The sequence below is a fragment of the Streptomyces malaysiensis subsp. malaysiensis genome (genome assembly GCF_040653035.1).
In the GTDB taxonomy this organism is placed as follows: domain Bacteria; phylum Actinomycetota; class Actinomycetes; order Streptomycetales; family Streptomycetaceae; genus Streptomyces; species Streptomyces malaysiensis.
This window is the reverse complement of the sequence record NZ_JBEZNG010000064.1, coordinates 1-13798: the sequence shown is the minus strand read 5'-3', so window position 1 is coordinate 13798 and position 13798 is coordinate 1. Positions and strand designations below refer to the sequence as shown.

2 protein-coding genes are annotated in these 13798 nt (G+C 71.3%); both read right to left on the bottom strand.

Annotated features, from left to right (window positions below):
- Positions 1–1770: type I polyketide synthase (locus AB0E24_RS45630; RefSeq protein WP_435865403.1), on the bottom strand; the 1770-nt coding region annotated here is incomplete at its 3' end.
- An 11-nt stretch (positions 1771–1781) separates the two neighbouring features.
- Complete coding sequence (locus AB0E24_RS45625; protein WP_359385912.1) at positions 1782–13796, bottom strand: type I polyketide synthase; 12015 nt, start codon at positions 13794–13796, stop codon at positions 1782–1784.
- Positions 13797–13798 lie beyond the last annotated feature (2 nt).

Sequence of the window (13798 nt, the reverse complement as noted above, 5' to 3'; positions counted from 1 at the left end):
CGGCGAACCCTGCCCCGGAAACACCAACACAACCTTGCCGTCCCCACCCGACCTCACCCCACCACCAACAACCACCCCACGAACATCCTCACCACGAGCCAGCGCACCGAGACCTGCCAGGGCCTCCTCGGGCGAGTCGGTCACGACGACCGCGCGCTGGGCCAGCGACGCCCGGCCGGTGACCAGTGCGGCCGCCACATCGGCGAGCGCGACCGTGCCGGACGCCTCGAGGAACGACCCCAGTCGCTCCGCCTGGCCGGTCAGCGAGGCGGCCGTAGCCGCCGACAGCACCAGCGGTACCACTCCATCGAGCGCTGGGCCGGAGGGGGACTCCGCGGCGGGTTCTTCCGGCGCCTGTTCCAGGATCATGTGGGCGTTCGTACCGCTGGCGCCGAACGAGGACACACCGGCCCGGCGTGGCCGGCCCAGCTCCGGCCACGCGCGGGCCTCGGTCAGCAGCTCCACCGCACCCGCCGACCAGTCCACCTGCGGGTTGGGGGCGTCGACGTGCCGGGTGGCGGGCATGACGCCGTGCCTGAGCGCCTGCACCGCGTTGATCAGTCCGGCCACGCCGGAGCCGCTCTGGGTGTGTCCGATCACCGACTTGACCGAGCCGAGCCATAGTGGCCGGCCCTCGGGCCGGTCCTGGCCGTACGTGGCGATCAGGGCCTGGGCCTCGATCGGGTCGCCGAGAACGGTGCCGGTGCCGTGGCCCTCGACCATGTCGATGTCGGCTGTGGTGAGGCCGGCGTTCTCCAGCGCCTTGCGGATGACGCGCCGCTGCGCCGGGCCATTGGGCGCCGTCAGACCGTTGGAGGCGCCGTCCTGGTTGAGGGCGGAGCCGCGGATCACCGCGAGGACCCGGTGTCCGTTGCGGCGCGCGTCCGACAGCCGCTCGAGGAGGACGACACCGGCGCCCTCGGCCCAGCTGGAGCCGTCCGCGGCGGCCCCGTACGACTTGCAGCGGCCGTCGAAGGCGAGGGCGCGCTGCCGGGCGAAGCCGATGAACCCTCCGGGGGTCGACATGACGGTCGCGCCGCCGGCCAGGGCCATGGCGCACTCACCGCGCCGAAGCGCCTGTGTGGCCACGTGCACGGCGACCAGAGTGGAGGAGCACATGGTGTCGACGGTGACGGCGGGGCCTTCGAGGCCGAGTGTGTAGGCGACCCGTCCCGAGGCGATGCCGCCCGCGCTGCCCAGAGCACGCTCCAGGCTGAGGTAGCCTTCGAGGCCGCTGAGGTCGGGCGCGTAGTCCTGGTGGACCAGACCGGCGTATACGCCGATGTCGGCGCCGCGTACGGAGTGCGGGTCGATGCCGGCTCGTTCGAGGACCTCCCAGCAGATCTCGAGAAGCTGCCGCTGTTGAGGTTCCATCGCGAGCGCCTCAAGCGGCGAGATCCCGAACAACCCGGCGTCGAACAGGTTGGCGTCGTGCAGGAACGCACCCTCGCGGACGTACGTCGTGCCGGGGTTGTCCGGGTCGGGGTGGTAGATGCCCTCCAGGTCCCAGCCGCGGTTCTCGGGGAAGGAGGTGTAGACGTCGGTGCCGTCGTTCACCACCCGCCAGAGGTCCTCGGGGTTGCGTATGCCGCCCGCGTACCGACAAGCCATCGACACGATCGCGATGGGCTCGGCCGAGGACTCGGAGAGACGCTGGTTCTCCTGTTGGAGCCGCATGTTCTCCTTGAGCGAGGCACGCAGTGCGTCGACGATCTGCTCGTCCGGTGCCGTCATCTCGGTGCATCCTCCGTCTTTGTGGCTGTCGGCCAGGTGTCGGTAAGTCAGTTGGGGTTGCTGCCCAGAGCGCGCTTCACGAGGTCGGCGACGTCCATCACGTCGATCACGGCTGCGTCCTCGGCGGCGGGCGCCGCCGGGGCCGGCTCGGGCGTCGCCGCCTCGGGGACGGAGCCGTCCACCGAGCCGCCGAGGCTGAGCAGCGTGTCGAGGAGGCCGGCCTCCCGAAGGCGGGAGAGCGGGACCTGTGCGAGCACGCGTCGCAGGTCGTCCTCCCGCCCTTCCAGGTCGTCGCTCGTTTCCGTCAGCAGCTCGGAGCGCAGGAAGCCGACGACGGCGTCCGGGGTCGGGTAGTCGAAGACGAGTGTCGCGGGCAGTCGTAGACCGGTGGCGACGTGCAGGCTGTTGCGGAGGTTGACGGCGCCGAGCGAGTCGAAGCCGACCTCCTGGAAGGACTGGAGCGGACCGATGCTCTCCCCACTGCTGTGTCCGAGGACGGTCGCGGCCTGCCCACAGACCAGCCGGAGCAGGAGACGGTTCTGTTCGGCCTGGGGGACGTCCCGCAGAGAGTCGACCAGGGACGAGGTGATGTCGCCGTTCTCGGCATCGGGTTGGGAGGAGCGCAGTGCGGCCGCGGCTTCGGGCAAGTCGGCGAAGAGCGGGCTGACTCGTGCGGAGGTGAACGCCGGGATGAACGCTTCCCAATCCATGTCGGCAACCGTCACGGCCTTCTCCCGTGCCTCCGCGGCCTGTTCGAACGCGGTCACGGCGACCTGATGGGCCATCGGCAGGACACCGCGGCGGCGCAGCTGCGCGGCGGCCGCCTCATCCATGCCGAGGCCGATCCCGTCGAGGGCTCCCCAGGCGATCGAGGTGGCCGCGAGTCCCCGGCCGCGGCGCCGATCGACAAGGGCGTCCAGGACCGCGCCGGCCGCGCCGGAGACGCCCTGGCCACCGCCGCCCCAGATGCCGGCGATCGAGGAGAAGACCACGAAGGCGTCGAGCGGGGCGGCGTCGGTGCCGGTGAACAGTTCGTCGAGCCATACAGCGGTGTCGACCTTGCCCGCGAAGACCTCGGTGAGGTCGGCGTGGCCGGTGTCGGCGACGGCACTGGTCCATGGAGCGTCGGCGGCGTGCACGACGGCGGTCAGCGGCTGTTCCCGCGGGGTCTCGGCGATGAGCCGGGCGAGCGTCTCACGGTCGGCGTCGGCACATGAGACGACTGTCGTCTCCACCCCGGCGGCCGCGAGCTTGCCCTGCAACTCGGTGACGGCGTCGGCGGGGGCCTGAGCCGTGGTTGTGACGATGAGACGGCGCGCGCCGGACCGGGCGAGCCAGAGCGAGGCATGGATGCCGAGGGCCTCGGCGCCGCCGGTCACGAGGACTGTGCCGTGGGGCCGCCAGCCGCCGTCGGCGGGGGTCTGAGACGCGGGCTTGCGTACGAGCCGTCGGCTGTAGAGGCCGGGGCGGCGTACGGCGAGCTGGTCGCCCGCGGTGCCGTTCAGCGCGCCCACGAGGTACTGCGCGGTGTGGGCGTCGGCGGTCGCCGGCAGGTCGATCAGGCCGCCCCACCGGTCGGGGTGCTCGAGAGCCACGGCGCGGCCCAGGCCCCAGATCGCGGCGTCGCCGGGCTCGCCGGCCGTGTCCTGAATGCCGGTGTTCACCGCGCCCCGGGTCAGGCACCACAGCGGCCCGTTCAAGCCCGCGTCCCCCAGCGCCTGAACCAGCGCGAGGGTCCTGGCGACGGTGTCGATGGCGTCCTGCTCGCCGTCGAGGGCGAGCAGGGAGAGAACTCCCGCGGGCTGGTACTCGGCCCGGATGTCGCCCAGGCGCGCGGTGAGTCCGGTGCGGGTGAAGGCGGAGGGAACGGTCTCGAAGGGCACCACGTCGAGTCCCTGGGCACCGAGCTCGGCGATGAGCTCGGCCACCCGGGAGCCGGTCACGGTTTCGGCCGGGCATCCCGGCGGCAGGACGGCGAGCCAGCGGCCCGCGGGCACCCTTGACACCTCACGGTCCAGGGGCCGCCAGGTGACGGCGTAGCGGAGGCGTTCAGCGCTGGAGCGCCGCCGGCTCCTGCCGCGCCAGTCCGCAAGCGCCGGCATGACGGTGCGCAAGGCGTCGCGCAGACCGGCGGAGTCCGGGGCGAGGAGCCCGGCGAGCGAGTCCGCGTCGGTCTGCTCGACGGCGCTCCAGAAGTCCGCGTCGGCGTCGTTGTCGGAGGCGCCGCTGTCGTCGGCTGTCGCAGCATCCTGCAACCAGTAGTGGCGCCGGTCGAAGGCGTACGTCGGAAGGTCGACGTGCCCGGCCCCGGCCATGAGGAACTTGGTCCAGTCGACGGGAACACCCCGGACGAAGAGCTCGGCCATCGAGGTGAGCAGGCGGCGCGGGCCGCCCTCGTCACGGCGCAGCGTGCTGCCGACAACGGTACGCAGCCGGACGTTGTCATCCTCCTCGTCCACGATCTGATTGAGCGGCTGGGCCAGGACCGGGTGGGCGCTCGACTCCACGAACACGGTGTGACCGCCGGCCAGCAGCTTGCGGACGACGGGCTCGAAATCGACCGGTCGGCGGCAGTTCTCGAACCAGTAGTCGGCCGTCAGTTCAGGGCCGTGCAGGACCTCGCCGGTGACGGTCGAGTAGAGCGGCACGCGGCCCTTGCCGGGGCGTACGAAGGACAGCAGTTCGGCGATGCGGTCGCGCAACCTGTCGACCTGCGGGGAGTGCGAGGCGACTGTCGAGGGCACGATCCGGGCCCGGATCCCTCGCCCGGTCAGCGCCGCAACCAGCTCCTCGAGCGGCTCGTGCGCCCCGGCCACGGTCACCGAGCGGGGGCTGTTCACGCCCGCGATGGCCAACCGGCCTCCGTACGGCGCCAGCAACTCTTCCGCGTCCTGCCCGGACAGCGCCACGGATGCCACGGCGCCTCGCCCCACCAGTTCGTCGGCGAACAGCTGTGAGCGCAGCACTACGATCCGAGCCGCGTCCTCCAATGACAGCGCGCCCGAGACACACGCGGCGGCGATCTCACCCTGCGAGTGACCGACCACCGCATCCGGCACCACGCCCACCGACTCCCACACCGCGGCAAGGCCCACCATCACGGAGAACAGCGCCGGCTGGATCACCTCGATCCTCTCCAGCATCTCGGCCGGAACATCCCCGCGCAGCACGTCCACCAACGACCAGTCAACCCATTGCTCGAGCGCCGCCGCGCACTCCCCGACCCGCTGCGCGAACACCGGCGAGGAGTCGAGGAGTTCACGGCCCATGCCCTGCCACTGCGAACCCTGGCCCGGGAACACCAGCACCGTCCGGCCCGGGGCCACCGCGCTCCCGGCGACGGCATCGGGACGAGATTCACCCCGCGCGAGCCCGTGCAGACCCGCCAGCGCCTCCGCACGGGAACCGGCCACCACCACCGCACGCTCGGACAACATCGTCCGCTGCGACACCAACCCCGCCGCCACGGCATCCAGCGGCGCGGAGTTCTCGGAGGTCTCGAGGAACGTCGCGAGGCGCGCTGCCTGCCCTGCCAGGGATGCCTTCGATGCGGCGGACACGACCAGCGGGCCCACTGCTTCGGTCGGTGTGGCCGTCGCCGCGGGCTGCTCCACGGGAGCCTGTTCCAGGATCACGTGCGCGTTCGTGCCGCTCACGCCGAAGGAGGAGACGGCGGCTCGGCGCGGGCGGCCGGTGGCCGGCCATTCCCGTGCCTGCGTGAGCAGGGCGATCGCGTTGGTCGCCCAATCCACCTGCGGTGTCGGCTCGGCGACGTGGAGCGTCGGCGGCATGACGCCGTGCTGTAGCGCTTCGACCATTTTGATGACGCCGGAGATGCCCGCGGCTGCCTGGGTGTGGCCGATGTTGGACTTCAGCGAGCCGAGCCACAGGGGACTGTCGGCGGGCCGGTCCTGGCCGTAGGTGGCGAGTAGCGCCTGGACCTCGATCGGGTCGCCCAGGGGGGTGCCGGTGCCGTGGCCCTCGACGATGTCGATGTCCTTCGTCGACAGGCCGGCGTCGGACAGGGCGCGTCGGATGACGCGTCGCTGGGACGGTCCGCTGGGGGCGGACAGCCCGTTCGAGGCGCCGTCCTGGTTGACCGCGCTGCCGCGCATCACGGCCAGGATCCGGTGGCCGTTGCGACGGGCCTGCGACAGGCGCTCCAGGACGACCACGCCGACGCCCTCGGCGAAACCCGTGCCGTCCGCGGTCGAGGAGTACGCCTTGCACCGGCCGTCGGGGGAGAGTCCGCGCTGGCCGGCGAATTCGACGAAGGCATCCGGGCTGGACATGACGGTCGCACCTCCGGCGAGCGCGAGCGAGCACTCTCCGCGCCGGATCGCCTGGGCCGCCAGGTGCATCGCCACGAGCGAGGACGAGCAAGCCGTGTCGATGGTCACCGCCGGCCCTTCGAAGCCGAACACGTACGCCACGCGCCCCGACGCCACGCTCGGCGACGTGCCGGTCATCACATAGCCCCGGACGTCCTCGGGGACCTGCCTCAGCCGGGTGACGTAGTCGTGGTGGACGATGCCGGTGAAAACACCGATGTCGTCGCCCCGGACGGAGAGGGGATCGATTCCGGCGCGTTCCAGGGCCTCCCACGAGGTCTCCAGGAGCAGCCGCTGCTGCGGATCCATCGCGAGGGCCTCGCGCGGTGAGATCCCGAAGAGTTTGGCGTCGAACTGGGCGGCGTCGTGCAGGAATCCGCCGACCCGGGTGTAGGTGGTACCGGGGTGGGCCGGGTCCGGGTGGTACAGCGTGTCGACGTCCCAGTCCCGGTTGTGCGGGAAGACGGAGAGCGCGTCGCGCTCGTCGATGACCAATCGCCACAAGTCCTCAGGGGTGTCGACACCACCGGGCAGGCGGGTGCTCATGGCGATGATGGCGATCGGCTCGTCGGATTCCGCCGGCACGGCAGGTCCGGATCGGACGCCTTCGGCCGGTTCGGGTACGACTTCCTCGCCCAGCAGTTCGATGCGCAGGTGCCCGGCGAGAGTGGCAGGGGTGGGGTGGTCGAAGACGACAGTGCTGGGCAGGCTCACGCCAGTGAAGTCGTGCAACCGGTTGCGGAGTTTGACGGCGCTGAGCGAGTCGAAGCCGAGGTCCTTGAACGGCCGGTTCTCCTCGAGTGCTTCGGCGCCGGTGTGGCCGAGGACGACGGCCGCGCTCTCCTGCACGAGGTCGAGCAGTGCCCGCTGCTGTTCGGTGGCGTCCAGCGCGGCGAGCCGGTGGGCCAGTGATCCTTTCTCGGCGGCCGGGCGGCCGACGATGCGTCGGACCAGCTGACCGTCCTTCGTCGTATGCGTCTCGCCGGGGGCAGGGGTGGCAACCGTGGCGTCGATGGTGACGCTGGTGGGACTGGACAGGGCCAGTGGGCCGAGCACGGCGACTGGTTCGCCCGTGTGGTCGGCGAGCTCCACAAGATGGCGTCCGCCGTCCACGGGCGTCGCCCGTAGCCGCAGGGCGGTGGCGCCCTCGGCGAACACGGCCAGGTCGGTGCAGGTTGTGAGGTCGCGCCCGCTCTCGCCGGTGCGGTCTGCCAGGAGGCGAAGGACGGAGTCGAGGAGTGCGGGATGGAGGATGAACCCCGCGGCTTGATCGACGAGTTCCGGTGGCAGGGAAAGGTTGGCGAAGAGCCGGCCGTCCTGTTCCGTCAGGCCGTGTATGCCCCCGCTCTCCTGGGGGTCGAGCAGGTCGGCCAGGGCGTCGGCTCCAGCGGCCGGCCAGGTGCGCAGGTCGAAGGATGGTGTGGGCAGGCCGGGCCGGAGCAGGGCGCGGGCGTGGCGCGTCCAGGTGCCGTCCTCGTCGCCGGACCGCCTGCTGTGGATGACGACCGGGCGCAGCCCGTCCCGGCCGGGACCATCGACGCGGACGCGGAGTTGGAGGTGGCTGTGTTCGGGCACGGTCGGCGGCGAGTCGATGATGATCTGTTCGACCGCGCCGCTGCCCGCCACGGTGCCTGCGTGGACCAGGAGGTCGAGAAGTGCGGCTGCCGGAACGGCGCCGGTGCCGGGGTCGAGGAGCCGGCCGAGGGCCCGCCGGTCGAGCCGGCCTGTGAGCACCAAACCGGTGGGGCCGTCCCCGGGAATCTCGATGGCCGTGCTGAGCAACGGGTGTCCGGTGGAGCGGGCGCCGAGCGCCTCGGCGCCCGCGGCGGAGATCTCGGGTTCGACCCAGTAACGCTCGTGCTGGAAGGCGTACGTGGGCAGTTCGGTGCCGATCTCGGTGGCCGGGGTGCCGAGGAGAGCCGGCCAGTCGACATCCGTGTCACGGACGTGCAGTTCGGCGAGTGCGGTGAGGACGGCGGTCTCCTCCGAGTCGTCCTCACTCATGGTGGCGAAGCAGTCCCCGTGTTCCGTGCCCAGAGCGCCGAGGGTCAAAGAGGTCAGGCTGTTGCCGGGTCCGATCTCCAGGAAGGTTCGGGCGCCCTGGTCGCGCAGTGCGGTGACCGTGTCGGCGAACCGTACGGCATGGCGCACCTGGTCGGCCCAGTACTCCGGGGTGGCGAACTGGCCGTCCTCCGCGGGGGTGCCGGTGAGCGTGGAGACGACGGGGATGGTGGCCGGGCGGGGACGCAGCCGGGCAATGACAGCTCGGAACTCGTCGAGCATGGGGGCCATCAGTGGCGAGTGGAAGGCGTGACCGACCTTCAGGCGTTTGGTCTTCCGGCCCTGGTCGGCCAGTCGCGCGGCCACGTCGAGGACGGTGTCCTGGGCGCCGGAGAGCACGATGGCGTCGGGTCCGTTGACCGCGGCGATGGCGATCTCGCCTGTGGTCTCGTCCAGCAACGGTGCGACCTCGGCCTCCGTTGCCTGGACGGCGACCATCGCGCCGCCCTCCGGCAGGGCCTGCATCAACCGGCCGCGGGCGGCGACCAGTTCGCCTGCCTCCGCCAGGTCGAGTATGCCGGCGGCATGGGCGGCGGAGATCTCGCCGACCGAGTGTCCGGCCACGAGGTCCGGACGTACGCCCCAGGAGCCGAAGAGTCGGAACAGCGCGGTCTCCAGGGCGAAGAGACCTGCCTGTGTGTACAGGGTCTGGTCGAGCAATGCGGCTTCCGCCGTGCCGGACTCGGCGAACAGCACGTGGCGCAACGGACGCGCCAGGTGACCGTCCAGGTGTCGTTCGACGGCATCGCATGCGGCGGTGAACGCCTCGCGGAAGACCGGGTGTCGTTCGGCGAGTTCGCGGCCCATGCCGGCCCACTGGCTGCCCTGCCCGGTGAAGAGGAAGGCCAGTTTCCCCTCGGAGGGGCGGCCGGTGACAGTGGCGGCGGTGGGCGTGCCATTGCTGAGTGCGCGCAGCGCGTCAGCGAGCTGCTGCCGGTCGGTGGCCAACAGGACGGCCCGGTGGTCGAGTTGGGCACGGGTGGTGGCCAGCGCGTGCGCGGTGTCGGTGAGGGACAGCTCGGGCCGCGCGTCGACGAAGCGAGCGAGGCGTCCGGCCTGGGCGCGCAGAGCCGCCGCTGTCCGGGCCGACACAGGAACGGGCGTGGGCAGACCAGCGGAATGTGACGGTGCGGGTTCGGCGCCATGCGCCTGGTCCGAGGTGGCGTCTTCGGCCGGCGCCTGCTGGATCACGACGTGCGCGTTGGTGCCACTGATGCCGAAGGACGAGACACCGGCGCTTCGCGGATGCCCGGCATCGGGCCACTGACGGGCCTCTGTGAGTAGCTGCACCGCGCCGGTGGACCAGTCCACGTGGGTCGAGGGCCGGTCCACATGCAGCGTGCGGGGCATGACGCCGTCCCGCATCGCCATCACCATCTTGATGACGCCTGCCACGCCGGCCGCGGCCTGGGGGTGACCGATGTTGGACTTGATCGAGCCGAGCCACAGCGGGCGGTCGGCGGGCCGGTTCTGCCCGTAGGTGTCGAGCAGCGCCCGCGCCTCGATGGGGTCTCCGAGGACCGTTCCCGTGCCGTGGCCCTCGACCGCGTCCACATCCGATGTCGACAGGCCGGCGTCGGCGAGCGCCTTGCGGATCACTCGCTGCTGTGAGAGGCCGTTGGGCGCTGTGAGTCCGTTGGACGCGCCGTCCTGGTTGACCGCGGTGCCTTTGACCACCGCGAGGACCTGGTGACCTCGGCGGCGTGCGTCGGAGAGTCGTTCGACGAGGAGCACGCCGACGCCCTCGGACCAGCCGGTTCCATCCGCCGCGTCGGCGAAGGGCTTGCAGCGGCCGTCCGGCGAGAGGCCGCGCTGCCGGGAGAACTCGACGAAGGTCTCCAGATTGCCCATGACCATCACGCCGCCGGCGAGGGCCATGGAGCACTCGCCCTGCTGGATTGCGCGGGCCGCCAGGTGGAGGGCGACGAGCGAGGACGAACAGGCTGTGTCGATCGTGATGGCCGGGCCTTCGAAGCCGAACTGGTAGGCGATCCGGCCGGAGATGACGCTGCCGGAGTTGCCGGTGAGGCGGAAGCCCTCGACGCCGGGCGCGTGGTGTGTCCGAACGGTGTAGTCGTGGCTGTTGACGCCGACGAAGACGCCGATGTCCTTACTGCCGGGTCCGGTCGGGTCGATCGCGGCGCGTTCGAACGCCTCCCAGGAGGTTTCCAGGAACAGCCGCTGCTGGGGGTCCATCGCGAGCGCCTCGTTCGGTGAGATCCCGAAGAAGGCGGCGTCGAATCCGGTTGCGTCGTCCAGGAACGCGCCGTGCCGTACGTAGGTCTTGCCGATTCGGTCAGGATCGGCGTCGTAGTGCGAATCGATGTCCCAGCCGCGGTCGTCGGGGAACTCGCCGATGACCGAGGTGCCTTCGGTGACCAGGCGCCACAGGTCTTCGGGGCTTTCCACACCGCCGGGGAAGCGGCAGGCCATCGCGACGATGGCGATCGGGTCGTCGGAGAGGGCAGCCACGGTGCCGTCGCCGTGCTGGTCGTCTTCTTGTCGTTGTTCGTCGTCGCCGAAGAGCCGTACGCGCAGGTGGTCCGCGAGCAGCAGCGGCTTCGGGTGATCGAAGACGATGGTGGAGGGCAGGGTGAGACTCGTCGCGGCCGCGAGCCGGTTGCGCAGTTCGATGGCGGTCAGCGAGTCGAAGCCGGCGTCCTTGAAGGCGCGGTCGACGCGGATGCCGTCGGCGCCGGAGTGGCCGAGCACCTGGGCGGCGTTCCGCCGGACCAGTTCCACCAGCGCCTCTGTGCGCTCCCTGGCGCCCAGGCGGTCGAGCCGCTGACGCAGGGAGCCGGTTACGGCCGTCCGCGAGGACATGGCGGCCGGCCGAGGAACGGGCGCGAGGCCGCGCAGGAGCGGTGCCACGGGAGTTCCGGCGCGGGTGGATGCCCGCAGGGCGGGAAGGTCGAACCGAGTTGCCACGAGAGCGGCGGGAGTCTCCTCGCCCGCCCGCAGGGCCATGTCGAGCAGCGCCATGCCCTCGGCGGTGGAGAGCCCGGCCATGCCGAGGCTCCGGGTGCGGTGCAGGTCTGCGGCGCCGAGGTGCCGGGTCATGGCGGTGGCCGCGTTCCAGTAACCCCAGGCGAGGGAGATGCCGGGCAGGCCGGAGCGGCGGCGGTGCAGGGCGAGGGCGTCCAGGGAGGCGTTCGCGGCGGCGTAGTTGCCCTGGCCGGGGTTGCCGAGAACGCCGGCGGCGGAGGAGAAGAGGACGAACGCCGCGAGGTCGATGTGCCGGGTCAGGTCGTGCAGATGCAGTGCGGCGTCAAGTTTCGGCCGCAGGACCGTGTCGAGACGGTCCGGGGTCAGGGTGGTGACCACGGCGTCGTCGAGGACTCCGGCGGTATGGACGACGGCGGTGAGCGGGTGTGCGTCCGGTACGGCGGCGAGGAGCGCGGCGACAGCGTCTCGGTCGGCGGTGTCGCACGCGGCGATGGTGACGGTCGTGCCGAGGTTTGTCAGTTCCTCGTACAGCTCCGCCGCCCCTTCGGCGTTCGGTCCGCTCCGGCTGGTCAGCAGCAGGTGCCGTACGCCGTGTTCGGTGGCCAGGTGCCGGGCTACGAGACTGCCGAGCGTCCCCGTGCCGCCGGTGACGAGGACGGTGCCGTCAGGGGTGAGCTCGCGCCGGGGGTTTTCGGTGAGTGGGGCGGGTTTGAGCCGAGGTACGAGGGTCACGCCATCTCGCACACGGATTCGGAGCTCGCCCGTGACCGACGCGAGTTGCACGGCCTTCACGGTCGCCGCGCTGTCGTGGTGTTCGGCATTTTCGCGGTCGACGAGGACGATGCGGTCGGGGTGCTCCGACTGTGCCGAACGCAGCAGGCCGGACACGGCGGCCGCCGTGAGATCGTCCTCAGCCCCGGGGATCATCACGACGAGGCGGGTGTGCGCCAGGGCCGGTGCTGCCAGCCATGCCTGGAGAACGGCCAACGCGGCGGCGACGGCCTCGCGCGGGTCGGCGGGCGAATGCCCGGCCTCGTACATCAGAAGGTCTGGTACGGCTGTGAGGTCAGCGAGGTCTTCGGCGTCGGCGATGGTCGCCGTGGTGACGGCTTCCTCAGCCGTTTCCCCCGGGGGCGGGAGCAGTTCGACCCAATCGACCTGGAACAGGGTGCCGGGGGCCGACGCGTCCGCCTTCTCGGGCGAGAACGGCTCGGCGACGACGGCATCAGCGATCAGCACCGGCGCGTCGGTGGCATCCACCAGCTCGAGGCGGGTCACTCCAGCGGCGCCACGGGCTGCGCGGACCCGTACCGCCGCGGCGCCGGAGGCCAGCAAGGTCACCCCGCTCCACCGGGTTGCGATCATGCCTGGGGGCAGGGCCGTGCAGATCGCCGCGTCGAGCAGCGCCGGGTGCAGGCCGTAGCGGTCGGCGTCGCCGATTGCCTCATGGAGGGCGACGTCGGTTGTGGGACCGGTGGTGGGCCAAGTGCTGCTGGAAGCCGGTGGGGTCACCGGTCCGGGCATCAATGTGCCGTGGGCGTGGCGTGTCCACACCGCGTCCGGGCTCGCGTCGTCCGGGCGGGAGTATGCCTCGACCGGTCGCCGCCCCTGCTCGTCGACCTTTCCGACGGTCATCTGTACCGCTCGGCCGCCGCCGCGCAGCGGCAGCAGGACGGGCCGGTCCACGGTCAGCTCCTCGATCACGGGGCTGCCGACTTCGTCACCGAGCCGGATGGCCATCTCGACCAGCGCCGCGCTCGGTACGACCACGACATCACCGACGGTGTGATCGCCGAGCCAGGGGTGAGTGGCCACCGACCACCGTGAGGTGGTCATGAGGCCGCCGGAGTCCGGTCGGCCGACGATCGCCCCGATGAGTGGGTGGTCGCCGGCGGCTTGTCCGAGCGCGACGGCGTCGACGGCGGGAGCGGGGCGGAGCCAGTAGTGCTGGTGGTCGAAGGCGTAGGTGGGGAGGTCGGCCCGGGCGGCGACGGCACCGGCCGGGAGGACACCGGTCCAGTCGACGGGGACGCCTCGGACGAAGAGTTCCGCCATCGAGGTCAGCAGCCGGCGCGAGGTGCCCTCGCCACGACGTAGCGATCCACTCACCACGGCGCCGGTGCCGGCCTGGTCGACGATCTCGTTGATCGGCTGGACCAGGACGGGGTGCGCGCTGGACTCCACGAAGACGGTGTGGCCGTCGGCCAGCAGGTCAGCGATCGCGGGGCCGAAGCGGACCTGACCGCGCAGGTTCCGATACCAGTAACCGCCGTCCAGGACACCCGCCTCCCGCACCCACTCACCGGTCACGGTCGAGTAGAAGGGAATCAGCGGCGCCTGGGCACGGATGTCGGCGAACGCGGCTGCCAGTGCGTCTTCGATCGCTTCGACGTGCTTCGTGTGGGAGGCGTAGTCGATCGCGACCCGGCGCGCGCCGACGCCGTCCGCCGCAAGGGCGTCAAGGGCCCCACCAAGGGCTTCGGTGTCACCGGAAATCACCACCGAGGACGGACTGTTGACCGCCCCGATCTCAACCCGACCATCCCACTCCCGTAGCCGAGCAACCGCCTCCTCCTCCGACAACCCCACCGACGCCATACCACCCCGACCCGAAAGAACACCGGAAATGATCTGACTCCGCACCGCCACAACCCGAACAGCGTCCTCCAACGACAACGCACCCGACACACACGCAGCAGCAACCTCACCACCCGAATGACCCACCA